The organism is Rhizobium sp. BK456 (genome assembly GCF_014194045.1).
GTDB classification, from domain to species: Bacteria; Pseudomonadota; Alphaproteobacteria; order Rhizobiales; family Rhizobiaceae; genus Rhizobium; species Rhizobium redzepovicii.
This window is the reverse complement of sequence record NZ_JACIAO010000002.1, coordinates 373,863-393,918: the sequence shown is the minus strand read 5'-3', so window position 1 is coordinate 393,918 and position 20,056 is coordinate 373,863. Positions and strand designations below refer to the sequence as shown.

The window sequence follows — 20,056 nt, the reverse complement described above, 5'->3', positions numbered from 1 at the left end:
ATGGCGAAATTTCCAGCCCTATAATGGCGTAAATTGAACGTTTCTCGGCCAAAACGCGCAGTTGCGGCGAAATGGCAGTTGCTTTAGGTCTTGCCCGTTCTAGCGAAATAAGCAGCGTGTGATGACCGACCTCAGATTGGCACTCTACCAGCCGGATATAGCAGGCAATACCGGCACGATCCTGCGTCTTGCCGCCTGCCTCGGCTTTGCGGTCGATCTGATCGAGCCCGCCGGCTTCGACGTTTCCGATCGCAACCTGAAACGATCCGGCATGGATTATATCGCCGCCGCCGCGCTGACCCGCCATGTCGACTGGGACCGCTTCGAGGCGTGGCGCGCCACGACCGGCCGCCGCCTGATCCTCGCCTCGACCAAGGCGGCCGATCGCTACACCGATCTGGTCTTCCGTTCGGACGACATCCTGCTTTTCGGGCGCGAAAGCGCCGGGGTGCCGGATCATGTGCACGATAGAGCCAATGCCCGCATCCTGATCCCGATGGTCGGCGGACAGCGCTCCATCAACGTCGCCGTCTCGGCTGCCATGATCGTCGGCGAAGCGATGCGCCAGACGGTCTGGGCATAACTGTATCGGTTCGACGCCACGACTATCAGCTCCCGAATATGTCGCAAAACGACGTTGCCAATCCGCCAAAGCGGCGTATATTTATTAGCCGGGCAATCAAAAAGATCGCATTGCTCCTACGATTCCAAGCGGTTGGAACAGCCCAAATCTCGTTAGCTTCGCCTCTTTGGAAGGAAGAATAAAAACAAGAAAATGGATTCCACAATTATCATGATCAACCTGTTCGGTGCCGTGGCATTGCTGCTGTTCGGACTTGCGCAGGTGAAGGACGGTGTGTCCAGGGCCTTCGGCGCACGGCTGAGAACGGGGTTGGCGACCGGCACGCGTGGCGGTTTCCGTTCCTTCCTGTCCGGTCTCGTCGCGACTATTGCACTGCAGAGCTCCACGGCGACGGCGCTGATGACCGCGTCCTTCGTCGAGCGCGATCTGATCAGGCCGCGCATGGCGCAGATCGTCCTGCTCGGCGCCAATGTCGGCACTGCGATCACCGCCTGGATCGTCGCCACCGGCATCGAATGGCTCTCGCCCCTCCTGATCCTGGCCGGCATCGTGCTTTACCGCGGCCGCTCCAGCACCCGCCAGGGCGGCGGCGCAGCGCTGATCGGCATCGGGCTGATGCTGCTGTCGCTGCATCTGCTCGGCCTCGCGACGGAACCGATGCGCGCCTCCCCCGCTCTCGCCGCCTTTATCGGCCTGCTGGACGGCGCGCTGCCCGTAGCGCTGCTCTTCTCGGCGGCCCTTGCCTTTCTCTCCTCATCGAGCCTGGCAGTGGTGGTGCTTATCCTGTCGCTCGCCTCAGCGGGCCTCGTCTCGGCTGAACTCGTCATCGTGCTCGTGCTCGGCGCCAACCTCGGCGGTGCGATCCCGCCCGTTATCGCGACATTGTCCGGCCCGGTTTCGGCGCGGCGCGTCACCCTCGGCAATCTCGCAGTGCGCGCGTTCGGATGCTTCATCGCCCTACCGCTGGCGGGTTATGGCGCCGAACTCATCCAGATGCTGCCCTTTGGTCCGGCCAAGCTTCCGGTCGACGCGCATCTCGCCTTCAACCTTCTGCTCGCAGCACTCGCCTGGCCTTTTTCCCGGCCGCTGGCCACCCTGATGGCTCGGCTGGTGCCGGATCAGCCGGAGCCTGACAACGCCCCGAAATATCTCGATGCGCAGGAGCTTTCGACACCCGTCATCGCGCTCACCAGCGCGACCCGCGAAGTGCTCGGCGTCGGCGACCTCATCGAGCGCATGCTGGTCAGGGTCTCAGAAGCCTTCGAACAGAACGATTCCGGCAAACTTGCTGAAATCCCCGCGCTCGAGGAGCGCGTCGACCGGCTGCAGCAGGCGGTGAAGATCTATCTCTCGAAGCTCGGCCGCGAAGGTCTCAGCGACGAAAACGCCCGCCGCTCAATCGTCGTAATCGACTACGCGATCAATCTCGAACATATGGGCGACATTATCGAGAAAGGCTTGCGGGAAGAGGTGGCGAAGAAGATCTCGCTCGGCCTGAAATTTTCCGACGACGGCCATCAGGAACTGCGCAAGCTGTTCGATCTGACGATCGACAATCTGCGCGTCGCCCAGACGATCTTCGTCACTCGCGATTTCAATCTGGCGCGGCAGATGATGGAGGTAAAGGTCGAAGTGCGCCGGATGGAGAAGCAGTCGGCCGAGCGCCATCTCGAACGCTTGCGCGACGGCCGCGCCGACAGCCTGCAGACGAGCTCGCTGCATCTCGACATGCTGCGCGACCTGAAGCGCATCAATGCCCACATCGTCTCGGTGGCGCATCCGATCATGGATGAGAGCGGCCTCTTGATCGAAAGTCGCGTGCGGCCGGCGGCTGAGTGACGATCAATCGGCCGAAGGCAGGCGGCGCATGGTGAATTCGATCTGGTCGCCGTCGAGCTGACGCCAGCTTTCCACCTCGGTCCAGTAGGCGGCTTTCGGATATTCGTCGAACCATTCGCGCGCCTTGGCGCGTGCATCGAGAAGGCCGAGGCAATATGTCTCACGCACGAAATGGTCTTTCCGCCGGGAGGACGTTTCCGCCCGATGTCTCGCTATCCTGCGCTTCAGGCCGTCGAAGGACGGAGGCCCTGGAACTTTTTTCATCAAACCTACCTCTTCGGAAAAGGTAGTATCGAAATTCGGGATTTGCGAGTCGAATCTTGGAAGCGCGTGGGCGTGCCGCCTTGGCTTGGCGAGACGCGGGGCCACCTGCTAAACGGGGCGGGTAATCGAGAATGAGCGAGTCGCTTCCTATGCAGATGCCGACCGCCGGAGGCGCGACATGGAAAGACCGGAACTGCCGATCGGCTTGCCTGAGGATATCGAAGAGAAGAAGGCCGCCGCCCGCAACTGGTTCGAAGGACTGCGCGATACGATCTGCGCCTCCTTTGAAGCCCTCGAAGACGAGCTGGAAGGCCCGCTCTCCGATCAGGAGCCCGGCCGCTTCACCGCCAAGGACTGGTCGCGCGAAAACGGCGCCGGCGGCGGTGGCCGCATGTCGATGATGGAAGGCCGGGTCTTCGAGAAGGTCGGCGTCCACACCTCCACCGTTCACGGCGAATTCTCCCCGGACTTCCGGGCGCAGATACCCGGCGCCAAGGACGATCCGCGTTTCTGGGCCTCGGGCATTTCGCTCATCGCCCATCCCGTCAATCCCAACGTTCCGGCCGTGCATATGAACACCCGTATGGTGGTCACCACCAGCCGCTGGTTCGGCGGTGGCGCCGACCTGACGCCGGTTCTGTCGCGCCGCCGCACCCAGGAGGACGAGGACAGCCAGCTCTTCCACAAGGCGATGGAGATCGCATGCCGCAATCATGCCGTCGCCGATTACGATGCCTACAAAGCCTGGTGCGACGAATATTTTTTCCTGAAGCATCGCAACGAGGCCCGCGGCATTGGCGGCATTTTCTATGACTGGCTGTATTCGAGCGAGGATGCCGGCGGCTGGGACGCCGATTTCGCCTTCACCCGCGATGTCGGCCGGGCGTTCGCCATGGTCTATCCGAAAATCGTCCGGTCCAACTTCAATAAGCTGTGGACAGAGGCCGATCGCGACGAACAATTGATCCGCCGGGGCCGCTACGTCGAATTCAATCTGCTGTATGATCGCGGTACGATCTTCGGCCTGAAGACCGGCGGCAACGTTGAATCCATTCTCTCGTCCTTGCCCCCCGTCGTCCGCTGGCCATGAGACTGTGATATCTCGTCGATAAATTCGAGTTGATTGACCTTCAAGAAAATTAAGCGCGTCCTAACTTTATATGTATGTGCGTAACAATCGGAGGAGGATTGTCATGACGATACAAAGTGGTTCGCCTGCGTCCACGGATGTCCAGGAAACATCCCGCACAATCGACACATCCGAGTTTCTGACACGCATCGCCGAGAAACTGCGGGCCAAGAGCGGCTCGGATCTGCCGCTGTCCTGCTTCATCGAGCAGGTCAAGCTGCAACTGGCCGGCGGAAAGTCCCCGGAACAGCTGCAGAACGAAGCAGCGGCCGCCAATAGCAACATGCCCGGCCAGCTTTCGGATACCTACAAAGCCTGGGCGATGCCCGACTGACACGGCCTCTACTGGCCGGCATATCGATGCCGGCCGGAACCTTCCCTCCCCCCGCACATTCATAAATCGCGTGAGAAGCGCGATCGTCTTTGTGTTTTAAACAGAGGAGAAGACCATGCGACTTTTCGAATGCGGCACTCTCGTCCCGGGCTGCGCCTGGCATACACGGGCGGATAGCGACGCCGAGGTGGTCCGCCGCGCCGTCGAGCACCTGAAAAATGCTCACGGCGAAACCACGATCCGCGAGAACATGGTGGATAATATCAAGTCTCGCATCCGAGACGAGGTCAACGCAGCCTGATTATTGCACTCGTTCCTGCAGCCGGGCGAGCAGCGCCGCCCGGTCGGAAACGAAATTTTCTTCCACCCACTGGTTTTCCAGGCCGGCAAGCAGCTCACCGACGCGCGGGCCGGACGGAATTCCCGCAGACATCACGTCGCCGCCGTTCAGCGGAAATTGCGGCTTCTTCCAGTTCGCGGCCTGATCCAGGAGCTTGGTGAGCCGGGCCGACCGCGCCATTTCGTCGAAATCCCCTTCAGCCTTGCCCCGCGCAACGCCGAGCGCCAGCTTCAGCCGCGTCGTGATGCCGTCGGCACCGTTGCGGTAGAGCAACCGTTCGAAGGCGGCCGACGACATGTCGTCATTGACAGGAGCTGCCATTGCCCAGGCCTTGAGGAAAGCCGCTTCCGCGTTCGCAAGCTTGAGCCGGGCTGCCAGTGCCTCCAGCCGCGCCGCATCGGGCGGCACGATCGCCGCAAGCCGCAGCAGCGGATCCGGCGTCCAGCCGAGCGCCTTTTCAGTGGCGACCAGCGAAGGGATCGCATCGATCCCCCATTTTTCCGATTCCGGCAGGATTTCCGTCAGCACTGCCACCTGCCGCATCCAGAGCAGCGCCCGGCCGGGATCGGCAGCACCGAGCAGCTTGCGCAGCTCCGACCAGACCCGCTCCGCCGACAGCGTCTTCAGCTTCGAACGCGCCGCCGAACACGCCTTCAGTCCCTCGGCATCCGGGCGTCCGGAGCCGTAATAGGCAAAGAAGCGGAAGAAGCGCAGGATGCGCAGATGATCTTCCGCAATACGCTTTGCCGCGTCACCGATGAAGCGGATGTTACGTCTCTCGATATCGGCAAGCCCGCCGACCAGATCCACCACCTCGCCTTTGGCATCGGCATAAAGCGCATTGATGGTCAGATCCCGCCGCTCGGCATCGGCCTTCCAATCGGTGCTGAAAGCAACCTTGGCATGGCGGCCGTCGGTCTCGACGTCAGTGCGAAGCGTCGTTACTTCGAAAGGCTTGCCATCGATGACGAGCGTCACTGTGCCGTGCTGCAGGCCCGTCGGCACCGCCTTGATGCCGGCCGCGCCCGCCCGCTCCATCACCGCCTCCGGCCTGAGTGTGGTGGCGATGTCGATATCGCTGACCGGCAGGTCCATCAGGCTGTTGCGCACCGAGCCGCCGACCACCCGCGCTTCTCCGCCCTCGGCCCCATCATTGGCATTGAGGAGTTCCAGGATGCGGCCGAGCGCCGGGTCGCGGAACCATGCTTGGTCGGCAACACCGGTCATGCATAAAGTCTTTCGTAAAGCGTGCGGACGATGCCGGCGGTGATGCCCCAGATCATTCTGGTTTCATAGGGCATCCGGTAGAAATGCCGGTCGACGCCGTCGACGACACGCCTGTCGCGGGCATGGTTGGCAGGGTCCATCAGGAAAGAAAGCGGCACCTCGAACACGTCGGCCACCTCGGCCGGGTTCAGCGTCAGTGCGAAGCCCGGCGAGACGACGCCGAGGACCGGTGTGATGCGAAAGCCGGTCGAGGCAAGATAATTCGGCAGCCGCCCGACGGTCTCGACGAAGGAACCGGAAAGACCGATCTCCTCTTCCGTCTCGCGGATTGCCGCCATCTCAGGTGAGATATCGGCCGGATCGATCGAACCGCCGGGAAAAGCGATCTGCCCGGAATGTTTGCGCAGCGTCGCCGTTCGCTTGGTAAAGATCACGTGCGCCTCGTCACCGGCATCGACGACGGGCACGAGCACGGCCGCGTCGCGCAGCTTGAAGGTCTCAACCTCGGCGACGATATCCGGATTGAGGACATGATCACCGTGATCGCGCCAGGCATGGTCGACCGGCCCGCCATTCTGGTTGAGCGCGCGGCGGCGGAATTCGGCTGCGGAAAACAGGGGGTAACGGTGGGTGATCGCATCATTCATCGGCAAAGAGCATCCAGTTCGTCGGCCGGCATGACAGGAAAAACCTCGCCAGCGGAGCGGATCGCAAACATCGCCCGTCCCTGCACGTCGAGAATCTCGCCAAGCGCGACCAGTTCATACATTACCGCACGCGACACCAGCGCCTCCAGCCGCCCGCGTACATGCAGATAGGGTTTAAGTTCGGCGTTGCCGTCCGCAATGGCAAAGCGCAGCCGATGCTGTCCTCCCGCCTCCACGACATCGCCGACATTGGTTCGCAATGTCAGCACCTGTTTACCCTCCCGCTCCGTCACACTCATCTCCACGGCAATGAAGGGAGCGTCGGCGACCCTGATCCCGACCTTTTCCACAGGAGTTACAAGATAGGTCTTCTCATCTTCGTCCTTGCGCAAAACCGTCGAAAACAGCCGCACCAGCGCCGGCCGGCCGATCGGCGTGCCCATGTAGAACCAAGTGCCGTCGGCTCTGATCTCCATATCGATATCGCCGCAGAAAGGCGGATTCCACCGCTCAACCGGCGGTAAGCCGCGTTTTTTTCCGCCGCTTTCGTCAGAGGCGCGCGAAATCATGGCGGCAAGTCCTGCCGCATCCGCCTGTCCGCTGATTTCCTCGGCTGCCATTCTTCCGTCCCGGTTTGTCCTTAACGAAGTGATGTCACGAGATAGTCATTCGCAACGAACTTGTCAGCCCGTCACATCTCCATAACTCTATCGGGTATGAGGCACATGTATAAGTCCGCCGATTCGCTGCCGAATGATTTCAGCCGTTGGAGATGCCTATGGGTATGATGAAGACCGAAGCCAGCCTCGATGAAAAGGCAATCGTCGCCGCCGCCGAAAAGGCGCTCTCCGATATCGCCGCCATCCGCGGAGAGGTCTCGAAGGTGATCTTCGGTCAGGAAAGCGTCGTCGAGAACACCATTCTCGCCGTGCTCTCCGGTGGTCATGCCCTGCTCGTCGGCGTTCCCGGCCTTGCCAAGACCAGACTAGTGACGACACTCGGCGAAGTCCTCGGCCTCGCCGCCAACCGCATCCAGTTCACGCCCGACCTGATGCCCTCGGATATTCTCGGGTCCGAGGTGATGGATCAGGACGACAGTGGACGCCGGTCTTTCCGCTTCGTCAAGGGTCCTGTCTTCGCTCAGCTACTGATGGCCGACGAGATCAACCGCGCCTCGCCGCGGACCCAGTCGGCGCTTCTGCAAGCCATGCAGGAATATCACATCACGATCGCCGGCCAGCGTTATGACCTGCCGGCGCCCTTCCATGTGCTCGCCACCCAGAACCCGCTCGAGCAGGAAGGCACCTATCCCCTGCCCGAAGCCCAGCTCGACCGTTTTCTGCTGCAGGTCGACGTCAACTATCCCGAGCTCGCCGCCGAACGCCAAATCCTGCTCGAGACGACGGGTCTGGGGGAAACCCGGCCGGCAGCCGTCATCGACGCGCAGCGGCTGATCGAGATCCAGACGCTGGTGCGTCAGATGCCGGTGAGCGACACGGTCGTCGACGCCATCCTGGCGCTGGTGCGGTCCGCCCGCCCCGGCCAGGGCAATGCATCGACCGACAAGAACGTCGCCTGGGGTCCGGGTCCTCGCGCCGGCCAGGCGATGATGCTTTGCGCCCGTGCCCGGGCGCTCTATGAAGGCCGCCTGGCGCCCTCGCTCGACGATATTTTTGCGCTGGCCGAACCCATTCTCCAGCACCGTATGGCGCTGACATTCGCCGCCCGCGCCGAAGGCATGTCGGTGCGCGACGTCATCGCCGGACTGGTCAAGCAGGCAAAGGGATAAGGAAGCCGGACGCGTGGCATCTATCGGACAGATCGTCAATCCGACGTCAGGCAGCGATGCCCTTTCCCGCGCCAGGCAGCGGGCCGCCCTGGTGCCGGACTGCCTGGTGGAAGCCAAGCGCATCGCCAATACGGTGATCGCCGGCTGGCATGGCCGCCGCAAGCGCGGCATCGGCGAAAATTTCTGGCAGTTCCGTCCCTATGCCGAGGGCGAAAGCCTGTCGCGCATCGATTGGCGCCGCTCCGCCCGCGACGATCATACCTATGTGCGCGAGCGCGAATGGGAAGCGGCCCACACGATCTGGCTCTGGTGCGACATGTCGCCCTCGATGATGTACAAGTCGAGCTATGGCAGCGTCTCCAAGGAAAGTCGCGCGCTGGTCGTCATGCTGGCGCTGGCCGAGATACTCGCCCGCTCCGGCGAGCGTATCGGCTGCCCCGGCGTCATGGATCCCGCCTCCACCCGCAATGCCGCCGAGCGTCTTGCGGCCGCGCTCATGCACACGCCGCTGACCGGCGGTCTGCCTGAAACGGCAATGATTCGCGGCTGGAGCGACCTCGTCCTCATCGGCGATTTCCTCGATGATGCACCGGCGATCATGGAACGCCTCGGCCCGCTTGCCCGCCGCGGCCTGCGCGGCCACGTGGTCGAGATATCGGATCCCGCCGAGGAAATATTCCCCTATAGCGGCCGCACCGAATTCACCGATCCGGAGAGCGGCGCCAAGCTCATCTCCGGCCGCGCCGAACACATCCGCGAAGCCTATCGCAATGCCTACCTCGCCCGCAGGGACAGCCTCGGCCAGTCGCTGCGCCATCTCGGCTGGACCTTTGCGACGCACCGCACCGATCATCTTGCCTCGGAGGCGCTGGTCGCGGTGCACATGTACCTTTCCGGCATGCCGGCCAAGGCAACGCATGGAGGGCAGCTGTGAACGCCCTTCCTTTCGCTTTCGCCTTTCCCGCCATTCTGGGCGCACTCGTCGCCTTGCCGGTCATCTGGTGGCTGCTGCGGCTGACGCCGCCGCGGCCGAAGACCGAGGTCTTCCCGCCGCTGAAAATCCTCGCCTCCGTTTTGAAGCGCGAGGAGACGCCGGCGCAGAGCCCGTGGTGGCTGACGCTGCTGCGCATGCTGCTCGCCGCCACCGTCATTCTTGCGATCGCCGATCCGGTCTTCAATCCGCGCACCAGTTCGCTCGCCTCAGGCGGCCCGCTCGTCCTCTTCGTCGACAACAGCTGGGCGGCGGCCCCAGACTGGGAGCGCCGCATCCAGACGGCCGACGCGTTGATAGACGACGCCGAATCCGCCGGCACGCCGGTGTCGATCGCCTTCACCGCCGATCCGACCAACAACGCCGTTCCAGGCACCGCCGCGGCCGCCCGCGACAAGCTGCGCGCCGCCGAGCCGCGACCGCTGGTGCCGGACCGCGAGCGCGCCTTCCAGGCGCTGCGCGCGGCGTTGAACGGCGTCAAACCCGGGACCCTCGCCTTCCTGACCGACGGCGCCGCTGTCAAGGCCAACGACGCGACGGTGCAAAGGCTCGCGGAACTCCAGCCCGCCGATCTCCGCCTGATCGAGGGCGATGCCGAACGGACGGTCGCGATCACCGCGGCCAACAATGCGGCCGATGCCATGACCGTCAAGGTCACACGGCTTAACAGTTCGCGCGCCGCATCCGTGGCGCTGAATGCGGTCGATACCCAGGGGCGCTCGATTGCCAACGGCAGGGTGGATTTCCGCCCCGGCCAGAGCGTGGCGACAAGTTCGATCACGGCCCCCTTCGAAATGCGCAACGATTTCGCCCGCGTCAGCGTCGACAACGGCGCAACGGCCGGCGCCGTTCACCTGCTCGACGATGCATTCAAGCGCCGCCGTGTTGTCTTGCTGTCTGGTGAAGGCGGGGATGAGTTCCAGCCGCTGCTCTCGCCGCTCTATTATATCCAGCGGGCGCTGCAGCCCTATGCGGATCTGATCCAGCCCAGCGATTCCGACCTTTCGGTCGCCATACCGAAACTTCTCGCCAGCAATCCCTCCATCATCATCATGGCCGATATCGGCCGTCTGCCTGAAGAAACCTACGAACCGCTGACGCGCTGGATATCGAATGGTGGCATGCTGCTGCGTTTTGCCGGTCCGCGCATGGCCGCAGCCCCTGCCGACGATCCGCTGATCCCCGTCATCCTGCGCCAGGGAGAGCGGGCGCTGGGCGGCACATTGTCCTGGAGCGAGCCGCAGTCGCTCGCCGAATTTCCGAGTTTCGGGCCTTTCGCCGGCATAGCGCGTCCCGCCGATGTCGTCGTCAAGCGGCAGGTGCTTGCCGAACCGACGCCCGATCTTGCCGAACGCACCTGGGCGAGCCTGGCTGACGGCACGCCGCTGGTGACGATGAAGCAGCTCGCATCTGGACAGATCGTCCTGTTTCATGTGACCGCGGAAGCGACCTGGTCCGATCTGCCGATCTCGGGCACTTTCGTCGACATGCTGCGCCACCTCCTGCAAATATCGCGCTCGGGCGGCGTCACGTCGGAGGCGCGCGGCAATGCGCGTGTCTCCGAAACCCTGCCGCCATTCCGGATGCTGACGGCCAAGGGCACGCTCGTCTCCGAGACGGGCGCGGCGCGACCCCTCATTCCACAGGCCGGAGCCGAACCGACGGCGAATTTCGACAACCCGCCCGGGCTCTACGGTTCGGAAGACGGTTTCACCTCCCTGAACGTATTGCCTGAGGACGCCGAACTGACGCCGCTCGGCACAATCGGGACCAATGCCGTGCGCGAAGGCCTGATTGGCGGCGAGAGCTGGTCGGCAAAGCCCGTGCTTTTTCTCGCAGCCTTTCTGCTGCTGCTGGCCGACAGTCTGGTCGTCCTTTTCATGAACGGCGCGTTCTCACGATTGCGCCCGGCTGCCCGCACAGCGGCGATGATCGCCATTGCGGTCAGTGTCGGCTTCCTTGTGCAACCCGGCATGCTTCATGCCGATGACTCGCAGCCCGGCGACGACCTCATTCTCCAGAGGCTCGACAATACGCATCTCGCCTATGTCGTCACCGGCGAACGGGATGTGGACGAGATATCCGAGCGCGGACTCGAGGGCCTTACCCAGTTCCTGACGTTCCGCACGACGCTGGAGCCGGCGCCGCCCGTCGGCATCGACCCCACCAAAGATGAACTCGCCTTCTATCCGATCATCTACTGGCCGGTTTCGGCAACGGCGCCGATGCCGCCGTCGGCGGCGATCAGCCGCATCGACGCCTATATGCGCAATGGCGGCACCGTGCTTTTCGATACGCGCGATCAGATTAGCGCCCTGGACAATGGCGGCAATATCAGCGCCAACGGCCAGAGGCTGCAGGCAATCCTCGCCAATCTCGACATTCCGCCGCTGGAACCGGTGCCATCGGACCACGTGCTGACGAAATCCTTCTATCTCCTGTCGAGCTTTCCCGGCCGTTACACCGGCAGCCCGCTTTGGATCGAGGCTCGGCAGGGTGGCCGCGAAGCGACCGAAAAATCGGCTGCGACGGCCGACGGCGTTTCGCCGATCCTGATCACCGGCAATGATTTCGCCGGCGCCTGGGCAGTCGACGATAACGGCGTGCCGATGCTGCCGACCGTGCCGTCCGATGAAGCGCAGCGCGAATATGCCTACCGTGCCGGTGTCAACATCATGATGTATATGCTGACCGGCAACTACAAGACCGACCAGGTCCATGTTCCCGACCTTCTCGAACGGTTAGGACAGTGAGATGACCTTCGACTTTTCGCCTTTCCTGCCCTGGCCGGTTCTGGCCGCACTGGCCGCCGTCAGCGTCATCATCGCCGCCTTCGCGATCTGGCGCGGCATTCGCGGCGCCTGGATCAGAACGCTGGCGGCGCTCGCCATGCTGACCGCCCTTGCCAATCCGGTGCTGCTGCAGGAGGATAGGGATCAGCTGTCGACGATCGTCCCGGTTCTCGTCGACCGAAGCCAGAGCCAGCAGACGCCCGATCGCGTTAAGATGACCGACGATGCGCTGGCGGCGTTGAAGGGGCAGCTCGCCCGCTTCCCCCAGATCGAGCCCCGCTTCGTCGATGTCGAAGGCGACGTCAATTCCGATGTGCCGTCGACGCGCCTGTTCGACGCGCTGTCGGCCAACATCGCCGATGTTCCGCCTGCCCGCATCGGCGGCGCCATCATGCTGACCGATGGTGAAGTTCACGATGTTCCGGCCGCCAATCAGGCGCTCGGTTTCGATGCGCCGATCCATGGCCTCATCACCGGCAAAGCCAACGAATTCGATCGCCGCATCGAAGTCATCAAGGGGCCGCGCTTCGGCATCGTCAATGAGGAGCAGCAGGTCGTTCTGCGCGTCTTCGACGACGGCCCGAGCCCCGGCAGCACGGCCAATGTCACGGTAAAGCTGAACGGTGACGAGATCGCCACCCTTCAGGCGACGCCCGGTCAGGATACGCCCTTCTCCTTCAAGGTGCCGGCCGGCGGCAGCAACGTGCTCGAATTTTCCGTTGCCGCACTTCCGGGCGAGGTCACCACTGCCAACAATCGCGCCGTTCACGTCATCGACGGCATCCGCCAGAATCTCCGCGTCCTTCTCGTCTCCGGCGAGCCGCATGCCGGCGAACGCGCCTGGCGCAACCTGCTGAAATCCGATGCCTCGGTCGATCTTGTCCATTTCACCATCCTGCGGCCGCCGGAAAAGCAGGACGGCACACCGATCAACGAGCTGTCGCTGATCGCCTTCCCGACGCGCGAACTCTTCGTCGACAAGATCAAGGATTTCGACCTGATCATCTTCGACCGCTACCAGCACCGCGGCGTGCTGCCGCTGCTTTATTACGATTACATCGCCCAATATGTCGACAATGGCGGCGCGCTGCTGATCGCCGCCGGTCCCGAGCATGCCGGCCCCGACTCCATCGCACTGACGCCGCTTTCCTCGGTCCTGCCGGCAACGCCCACCGGAGAGATGATCGAAAAGGCCTTCTACCCGCGCCTCTCCGAGGAAGGCCGCAAGCATCCCGTCACCCGCGGCCTGGACGGTTCGGGCGAGGATCCGCCGCATTGGGGCCGCTGGTTCCGCAGCGTCGATGTCGATCGGCCGCAGGGCGAGACGATCATGCTCGGTGCAGACAACCACCCGCTGCTGGTGCTGAACCGCGCCGGCCAGGGCCGGGTCGCCATGCTGCTTTCCGATCAGGGCTGGCTCTGGGCGCGCGGCTTCGAAGGCGGCGGACCGAACGTTTCGCTCTATCGCCGTATCGCCCATTGGCTGATGAAGGAGCCGGCGCTGGAGGAAGAAGCGCTGACGGCGCGCGCCGCCGGCCGAACGCTTGAAGTCACGCGCCAGACGATCGGCGACAATCCGGGCAACGCCACCGTGCGTTACCCCTCGGGCAAGACCGAAACCCTGCCGCTCACCCAGGCCGAACCGGGGCTCTACAAGGCCGAGAAGCGGATGGATGAAATCGGCCTCTTCGAAATCCGCAACGGCAAGCTGTCGACGCTTGTCCATATCGGCGCCGTCGACGCACCGGAATTCAAGGCGATGATCTCGACGACCGATGTGCTGAAGCCGGTCACCGAGAGAAGCAAGGGTCTCGTCACCCGCGTCGCCAACGAAAACGGCAGGATCAGCGTGCCGCCGATCCTGCCGGTACGCGGCCAGGTCCGCGTCGCCGACAATGATCGCATGATGATTCGCATGACCAGCGAGACGGTCTTGAAGGGCATCAACACGCTGCCGCTCTTTGCCGGTTTTGCCGGCGTCGGCATCCTGCTGTTGGCCTTCGGAACCATGTGGTGGCGCGAGGGGCGGTAATCTGATGTCGGAATTCGAGCTGACCGCCTCACCCTCGCCGGAGGAACTGGCGGCGATCACCGATGCGCTCTCCGCCTTCAACGCGAGTGATGTCGGCCCCTCCGATCGCCGGCCGCTTGCCGTTCTCATCCGCGATACCGACGGCAAGCTGACCGGCGGCCTGTCGGGCTTTACCGCCTGGGGCTGGCTCTTCACCCAGATGCTCTATATTCCCGACACGTTGCGCGGCACCGGTCTCGCCGGCAAGCTCCTCGCAAAAGCCGAAGAAGAAGCGAAAGCACGGGGATGCCGCGGCGCCTGGATCGACACCTTCAGCCCGCAGGCTCTCAGCGCTTATCTGCGCCAGGGCTATGAAGTTTTCGGCGAGCTTGAGGATTTCCCGGAAGGCCGCACGCGCAGCTTCCTCCGCAAACGTCTGTAAATCATCCGTGCCAGGCGATGATGCCCTTCAGCCGCTCGTGTGCATCCTCGGCGATCGGCACGACGAGCACGCGGCCGGGATCGACGGGGCCTGGAAAGGAAAGCGCGTTGTAGGCAACCTTCTGGAAGCCGAGCGGGCCGTAATAGGGCGGATCGCCGACGAGGATCACGGCTTCCGAGCCCTTGCGTCTGGCCGCCTCCACCGCGATCCGCACCAGTTCGCGGCCGATGCCCTGATTCTTGTGCGAGGGACGGACGGCGAGCGGGCCGAGAAGATGGCCCTTCACCGTGCCGGCCAGCACCGGCGTCATGCGCACGGAAGCGATCGTCTCGCCATTATCGGTGCAGATGAAGGAGAGCGACAGATCGTGCGGCCCCTGCTCGCGAATGCGCGCTGCCGCCCGCGTGAAGCGGCCCGGCCCAAAAGCTTCTTCGTTGATATGTTCGATGGCGGCGTCATGAGACGCGTCTTCGGTGAGGTAGACGAGATCGTGCTTGTACATGATGGCAGAAACCGGATGGACAGATTGATGGGTCTCGAACACGCCTTGGGCGTTCGGGAGCATCAGCGTCGTCGCGGGTTTCTGGCAATGAACATCAGGCAGGAATCCTAAAACCGTGAAAGGCCGATAGCAGGAAAAATTTCCGCCGTCCAACGCAAAATGCACACGACAGCACTGGAAATTATGCAGCGCCAAAACAACGTGACACACTGTTCAACCTTTACCGCCTGCAAAGCCCCGCTATCTCAGCTAACTTCGATCTCGACACGCAACCAAAGGAAATGAAGATCATGGGAATGCTGGTGGACGGCGTCTGGCATGATGTCTGGTACGACACGAAGGAGAGCAAGGGCCAGTTCAAGCGGCAGCCCTCGCAGTTCCGCAACTGGGTGACATCGGACGGTGAGGCCGGCCCTTCCGGCAGCGGCGGCTTCAAGGCCGAGGCCGGGCGTTATCATCTCTATGTCTCGCTTGCCTGCCCATGGGCGCACCGCACGCTGATCTTCCGCAAGCTGAAGAAGCTGGAGGAACTGATCTCAGTCTCGGTCGTCGACCCGCTGATGCTCGACAATGGCTGGGAATTCAAAGTCGGCGACGGCGCCACCGGCGACCAGCTCTTCGGTTCAGCCACGCTCTGGCAGATCTATGTCAAGGCCGATCCGCATTATTCCGGCCGCGTCACCGTTCCCGTTCTGTGGGACAAAAAGACCGGCACGATCGTCAGCAACGAATCCGCCGAGATCATCCGCATGTTCAACAGCGCCTTCGACGGGCTGACCGGCTCGAAGACCGATTTTTATCCCGAGGATCTCCGCGCCGAAATCGACACGCTGAACGCCACCGTCTACGACACCGTCAACAACGGCGTCTACAAGGCGGGCTTTGCCACCACGCAGGAAGCCTATGAGGAAAATGTCGGCAAGCTGTTCGAAACGCTCGACATGCTCGACGAACGTCTTGGCAAAGGCCGCTATCTCCTAGGCAACCGTCAGACCGAAGCCGACTGGCGCCTGTTCACGACGCTGGTGCGCTTCGACCCGGTCTATGTCGGCCATTTCAAATGCAACATCCGCCGGATCGCCGACTACCGCAACCTGCCCGGCTACTTAAGAGATCTCTATCAGACGCCAGGCATTGCCGAGACGGTGAACCTGACGCATATCAAGCAGCACTATTACCGCAGCCACAAGACCATCAATCCGACCGGCATCATTCCCGTCGGCCCGGCGCTCGATCTCGACAGCCCGCATGGACGTGCGAAGCTTGCCGCGGCTTAAAAAATGTGGAGCCCTCACCAGCGGTGGTCGGGCTCCTGCTCGCCTCGAAGCTCGGCAAGGCGGCGATGCGTCGCCTTGGTCGTACCCTCAGGCAGGCTGTCGAGCCGGAAGAAGCCGCTGTCGGAGATCTCCCAGTCAGGCGGGCGCGGCGCCGTCTGCTCGACATTCGCCCGGTAGAACACGACATGGTCGCGGCGAGTATTCGTGGTGTTGAAATAGACCTGGACCAGTTGCGGTTTGCCGATGATCCTGAGGTTGCCCTCTTCGCGCAATTCCTTGGCCAGCGCTTCTTCGACCGTCTCGTTGCGTTCCAGCCCGCCGCCCGGCATGTGCCAGCCGCCGATATAGCTGTGGCGCACCAGAAAAATCCGCCCCTCCGCATCGAAGCAGGCGGCCCTGACGCCCATCGTCATGCCGCGGGCGAAGGAGAAATAGACATGCAGAAGGCGCAGGGCCGTTCTGATATGAAGAGGCCGCTTTTCTTTATCCACCATCGTTCCGTTTCAGCCCTTCATCGCGCCGGATGTGTTTGATTTGTCAATAAGCTGGTCTATGTCTCGTAGCATGTTCAAGCTCGCGCATATTTCCGACGTCCACCTCGGGCCGTTACCCCGTCTTTCCATCCAGGAGCTGTTTTCAAAACGCATAACGGGCTTTGTGAACTGGCATCGAAATCGACGCAAGCACCTTTTCGGCAGCACGCTGGATCTGTTGCTCGACGACATCCGCGCCCACGAGGCGGATCATCTGGCAGTCACCGGCGACCTCGTCAATCTCGCGAGCGGTATCGAGATCCGCGCCGCCGCCGCCTGGCTGCGCGCGCTTGGCGATCCGGCCGACACCTCGGTGGTTCCCGGTAATCACGACGCCTATGTGCCCGGGGCCTACGAGAAGTCGATGCGCGCCTGGTACGAGTATGTCCGCGGCGATCTCTCCCCGCCGCAATGGCAGGAAGACCGCCATATTTTTCCCTATCTGCGCATCCGCGACAAAGTCGCGATCGTCGGCTGCTCGACGGCGGTCGCCACCCCTCCCTTTGCCGCCTCCGGCTTTTTCGGTGCGCGCCAGGCCCGCGATACCGTCAACATGCTGCGAGCGGCCGGCGAAGCCGGTCTCTTCCGGGTCGTGATGATCCATCATCCGCCGATCCGCGGCGCCACGACCTTCTACAAGCGGATGATCGGCATCCGCCGCTTCGCCGCGGTGATTTCGACCGGCGGCGCCGAACTTGTGTTGCATGGACACACGCACCTGAACACGCTGCACTGGCTGCGCGGCCAGGTGCAGCCGGTGCCCGTCGTCGGCATCGCCTCCGCCTCGCAAGGACCGGGCAGCATCAAGCCACCCGCCGCCTACAACCTCTTCTCCATCGACGGATCTCCCGGCGCCTGGGAACTCAGCGGCGAACGCTTCAGCGTCAACCGGTCCGGCGATGCCGTGATGGCGGAAAGCGCAGATATTTTCGCGCGTTAGCGCCGGCTCCGGACTCTTTTCCTCCAACACTTGAACCGATATCAGAGGAGGCCCGGCCATCGCCGCAGCAATTGCCATGGCGGCCGCTTACCCTCTTGGTATTTTTAGCGGTAAGCGTACAATCCGGCCAACGCATCGCCTCAGAACGGAGCCCGCCAATGACTTCTTCCTTCCGTCACCTGTCCAGACTTTCGCTCGCCGCCGGCTTTGCCTTCGGCATCGCCACAGCTGCTTTCGCGGTGGGCGACAACAACGATGACACCAATCCGCCGCCGAAGACCCAGACGACCAAGACCTGCACCGGCGGCAAGGTCTGGGACAAAGCCAAGAAGGAATGCGTCAACCCGAAGAAGAGCAGCTTCAACGACGACGATCTCTATAAGTTCGGCCGCGAATTTGCCTATGCCGGCCAGTATGACAATGCCATTGCCGTGCTCAATCTCGCCCGCAACCAGAACGACCCGCGCATCCTGAACTATCTTGGCTACGCCAATCGCAAGGCTGGCCGCATGGAACTCGGCATGTCCTACTACCGCAAGGCGCTGCAGGCGGATGAGAACTACATCCTTGCCCGCTCCTACATGGGCATGGCGCTGGTGGAACAGGGAGACATCCAGGGCGCCCGTGTCCAGCTCGTCGAAATCCGCGATCGCGGCGGCGAAGGGACATGGGCCTATCGCGCTCTGCTGCAAAGCTTGAACGGCTACAAGACATATTGACGCAAGTTTTGTGGGCCACAATACGAAAATCCCTTGAGAAAAGGGGATGAAGACAGCCGGATGCTTGCGAAGTGCAGGAGACTTGCTTCATAAAGCACATGCGGCGTCGATAAGGCCGGCTTCGCGGCCGAGGCGAACCCATCGTCCGCGAAACCATTGTGAATGCTTCTTGGATAGACAATGCGTCAACCCGCAACGACCATCGATCTCCGGCGTGATCTCGTCGGCCTTCTGCCCCGCCTTCGCCGCTTCGCGATCACGCTCGCGGGTGAGGCCGCCGTGGCCGACGAACTCGTCCAGGCCGTCTGTCAGCGCGCCATCGCAAAGGGCCATCAATGGAGTGGTGAAGGCCGCCTGGAAAGCTGGATCTACACGCTCGCTCGCCAGCAATGGACCGACGATAGCCGCAAGCGCAAGCCGAAGGCTTCCGTCCGCGGCAACGTCACGGATATTCGCGACGCCGCGCGCGAGCGCTCGGCTGCAGTCGATCCCGACGCCATTCATCGCATGATCGCCGATATGCCGGACGGCCTTTGCAGCATGTTCCTGCTCGTCGACGTCGAAGGCCACAGCTACCAGCAGGCGGCCGACATCATGGGCACGCCAGTGGCAAATGTCGTCTCACAGCTCGCGACGGCAAGGCTGCATTTTGCCGGACTTTCCGGCACCCACCCGATCCACAGGTACTGAATTGCTCGATCTTAGGAAATTGCCGCTCGAAGCCCAGCTTACCGCCCTTCTCGATGGCGAGGTCTCGCCCGAACAGCGCCACGAACTGGAGCAGCGCCTGGCAACCGACGAGAATGCGCGACGGCTGCACGAGAAACTGCGCCACGGCGCCGATTTCGGCCGCCGCCGTCTCGACGACATCCTGAAGGAGCCTGTGCCTCTCGCCCTCGTCCGCTCGATCAAGAGCACGCAGCCGCCGAAGACACCGATCGCGCAGCGCGCCACGCGCCCGCCGGTGAAACTGGCGCCGAGCGGCCCGCAGGCGCTGGCCGCCGCGCTTATTCTCTTCGCCGTCGGTTGCGGTATCGGCTATTTCGTCGGCACTAGCCCGGATGCCGACGAAATCGCCACCACGAACTCCGCGACGGCGCCGGCCAATACCAGCGACTGGCTGGGCGACGTCACCGCCTATCAGCGCCTGCTGATCCGCCAGCCTCGCCATCTCGTCGAAGTGCCCGCCTCGCAGGCCGAGGAAATCTCCAGCTGGCTGACGACCGCGATCGGCGTGCCCTTCCGCGTGCCTGATCTCAGCGCCGAAGCCTGGACCTTCCAGGGCGCGCGCGTCATCCTCGGCGACAGCCGCCCTGTCGGCCAGCTCGTCTATTCCAACGCCGACGGCGACGTCATCTCCATCTGCTTCCGCAAGGACGCGCAGCCACCGGAGACCGACGACTTCAAAGAAACCATCAAGGACGAGATCGGTCTGGTGACATGGCACAATGCCGGCACCTCCTACGTGCTTGCCGGCCCCTCCGCCGAGGCGGCCCTCGGCCAGCTCGCCATGAAGATCGCTACGGCGATATGATGCCGGCTGTCGTCCGTGGCGAATAATTACCGCCTGCGGAGCTGAGGTGGCACCATGGCAAATCAGCATCCCCTCATCCGCCTGCCGGCACCTTCTCCCCAAGGGAGAAGAGACATGCGGCAACCTCTCGCTCTTAAGACGTCTGCAGTGGGAAGGCAGGGCA

At 62.9% G+C, this 20,056-nt stretch carries 21 protein-coding genes; 15 read left to right on the top strand and 6 right to left on the bottom strand.

Annotation, left to right across the window (positions count from 1 at the left end; genetic code table 11):
- Positions 1-121 precede the first annotated feature (121 nt).
- Positions 122-583, top strand: a complete 462-nt coding sequence (locus FHX03_RS08145; RefSeq protein WP_183853237.1) for a tRNA (cytidine(34)-2'-O)-methyltransferase — start codon at positions 122-124, stop codon at positions 581-583.
- A gap of 192 nt (positions 584-775) precedes the next feature.
- On the top strand, positions 776-2,422 hold the full coding sequence (locus FHX03_RS08140) for a Na/Pi cotransporter family protein (protein ID WP_131711510.1): 1,647 nt from the start codon (positions 776-778) through the stop codon (positions 2,420-2,422).
- 3 nt (positions 2,423-2,425) lie between these two features.
- Here the strand turns inward: FHX03_RS08140 and FHX03_RS08135 are convergent, their stop codons facing one another.
- A complete protein-coding gene (locus FHX03_RS08135) occupies positions 2,426-2,686 on the bottom strand; it encodes a hypothetical protein (protein WP_003565536.1) in 261 nt (86 codons plus the stop codon).
- Between the two features lie 178 nt (positions 2,687-2,864).
- Here FHX03_RS08135 and hemF point away from each other — a divergent pair, with 178 nt between their 5' ends.
- From hemF to FHX03_RS08120, 3 genes are all read left to right on the top strand, one after another.
- Complete coding sequence (gene hemF / locus FHX03_RS08130; RefSeq protein WP_097626673.1) at positions 2,865-3,776, top strand: oxygen-dependent coproporphyrinogen oxidase; 912 nt, start codon at positions 2,865-2,867, stop codon at positions 3,774-3,776.
- A gap of 103 nt (positions 3,777-3,879) precedes the next feature.
- Entirely contained in the window at positions 3,880-4,149 is a 270-nt protein-coding gene (locus FHX03_RS08125) for a hypothetical protein (protein WP_064840017.1), read from the top strand.
- Between the two features lie 115 nt (positions 4,150-4,264).
- Positions 4,265-4,450, top strand: coding sequence for a DUF1059 domain-containing protein (locus FHX03_RS08120; RefSeq protein WP_003593041.1), 186 nt, complete (start codon positions 4,265-4,267; stop codon positions 4,448-4,450).
- On the opposite strand, the gene FHX03_RS08115 is transcribed toward FHX03_RS08120, so the two are convergent.
- Genes FHX03_RS08115 through FHX03_RS08105 form a run of 3 tightly spaced genes read right to left on the bottom strand, consistent with a single transcriptional unit; the run spans position 4,451 to position 6,983 of the window.
- Positions 4,451-5,716 (bottom strand): CCA tRNA nucleotidyltransferase, encoded by a 1,266-nt coding sequence (locus FHX03_RS08115; protein WP_183853235.1) that lies wholly within the window; start codon positions 5,714-5,716, stop codon positions 4,451-4,453. It abuts the gene before it with no gap.
- Positions 5,713-6,363 carry a CoA pyrophosphatase gene (locus FHX03_RS08110; protein WP_097626670.1) on the bottom strand — a complete coding sequence of 217 codons (651 nt, stop codon included), beginning with the start codon at positions 6,361-6,363 and terminating at the stop codon, positions 5,713-5,715. The genes FHX03_RS08115 and FHX03_RS08110 overlap by 4 nt, the downstream gene beginning before the upstream one ends.
- Positions 6,360-6,983, bottom strand: coding sequence for a DUF1285 domain-containing protein (locus FHX03_RS08105; protein WP_183853233.1), 624 nt, complete (start codon positions 6,981-6,983; stop codon positions 6,360-6,362). Before FHX03_RS08105 ends, FHX03_RS08110 begins: the two co-directional genes overlap by 4 nt.
- Positions 6,984-7,141: 158 nt before the next feature.
- Between FHX03_RS08105 and FHX03_RS08100 the strand changes: the two genes are divergently transcribed.
- Genes FHX03_RS08100 through FHX03_RS08080 form a run of 5 tightly spaced genes read left to right on the top strand, consistent with a single transcriptional unit; the run spans position 7,142 to position 14,388 of the window.
- Positions 7,142-8,152 carry an AAA family ATPase gene (locus FHX03_RS08100; protein WP_003593035.1) on the top strand — a complete coding sequence of 337 codons (1,011 nt, stop codon included), beginning with the start codon at positions 7,142-7,144 and terminating at the stop codon, positions 8,150-8,152.
- 13 nt (positions 8,153-8,165) lie between these two features.
- Positions 8,166-9,086, top strand: a complete 921-nt coding sequence (locus FHX03_RS08095) for a DUF58 domain-containing protein (RefSeq protein WP_183853231.1) — start codon at positions 8,166-8,168, stop codon at positions 9,084-9,086.
- Complete coding sequence (locus FHX03_RS08090) at positions 9,083-11,896, top strand: DUF4159 domain-containing protein (protein WP_183853229.1); 2,814 nt, start codon at positions 9,083-9,085, stop codon at positions 11,894-11,896. The genes FHX03_RS08095 and FHX03_RS08090 overlap by 4 nt, the downstream gene beginning before the upstream one ends.
- A gap of 1 nt (position 11,897) precedes the next feature.
- The gene (locus FHX03_RS08085) at positions 11,898-13,967 is read left to right on the top strand and encodes a hypothetical protein (RefSeq protein WP_183853227.1); all 2,070 of its coding nucleotides are present in this window, start codon (positions 11,898-11,900) and stop codon (positions 13,965-13,967) included.
- Positions 13,968-13,971: 4 nt separating this feature from the next.
- Positions 13,972-14,388 carry a GNAT family N-acetyltransferase gene (locus FHX03_RS08080; protein WP_097626660.1) on the top strand — a complete coding sequence of 139 codons (417 nt, stop codon included), beginning with the start codon at positions 13,972-13,974 and terminating at the stop codon, positions 14,386-14,388.
- A 1-nt stretch (position 14,389) separates the two neighbouring features.
- Here the strand turns inward: FHX03_RS08080 and FHX03_RS08075 are convergent, their stop codons facing one another.
- A complete protein-coding gene (locus tag FHX03_RS08075) occupies positions 14,390-14,953 on the bottom strand; it encodes a GNAT family N-acetyltransferase (protein ID WP_097626825.1) in 564 nt (187 codons plus the stop codon).
- A gap of 227 nt (positions 14,954-15,180) precedes the next feature.
- On the opposite strand from FHX03_RS08075, the gene FHX03_RS08070 reads away from it, so the two are divergent.
- Positions 15,181-16,167 (top strand): glutathione S-transferase family protein, encoded by a 987-nt coding sequence (locus FHX03_RS08070; RefSeq protein ID WP_097626658.1) that lies wholly within the window; start codon positions 15,181-15,183, stop codon positions 16,165-16,167.
- Positions 16,168-16,181: 14 nt separating this feature from the next.
- Here the strand turns inward: FHX03_RS08070 and FHX03_RS08065 are convergent, their stop codons facing one another.
- Complete coding sequence (locus FHX03_RS08065; protein ID WP_097626656.1) at positions 16,182-16,661, bottom strand: NUDIX domain-containing protein; 480 nt, start codon at positions 16,659-16,661, stop codon at positions 16,182-16,184.
- Between the two features lie 70 nt (positions 16,662-16,731).
- Here FHX03_RS08065 and FHX03_RS08060 point away from each other — a divergent pair, with 70 nt between their 5' ends.
- The 4 genes from FHX03_RS08060 to FHX03_RS08045 all read left to right on the top strand — a co-directional run bounded on the left by FHX03_RS08060 (position 16,732) and on the right by FHX03_RS08045 (position 19,893).
- Complete coding sequence (locus FHX03_RS08060) at positions 16,732-17,640, top strand: metallophosphoesterase family protein (RefSeq protein ID WP_054182557.1); 909 nt, start codon at positions 16,732-16,734, stop codon at positions 17,638-17,640.
- A gap of 158 nt (positions 17,641-17,798) precedes the next feature.
- Positions 17,799-18,359: a tetratricopeptide repeat protein gene (locus FHX03_RS08055; protein ID WP_183853225.1), complete on the top strand. Its 561-nt coding sequence runs from the start codon at positions 17,799-17,801 to the stop codon at positions 18,357-18,359.
- 180 nt (positions 18,360-18,539) lie between these two features.
- A complete protein-coding gene (locus FHX03_RS08050; RefSeq protein WP_097626652.1) occupies positions 18,540-19,049 on the top strand; it encodes an RNA polymerase sigma factor in 510 nt (169 codons plus the stop codon).
- Between the two features lies 1 nt (position 19,050).
- Positions 19,051-19,893 (top strand): anti-sigma factor family protein, encoded by an 843-nt coding sequence (locus FHX03_RS08045; RefSeq protein ID WP_183853223.1) that lies wholly within the window; start codon positions 19,051-19,053, stop codon positions 19,891-19,893.
- Positions 19,894-20,056 lie beyond the last annotated feature (163 nt).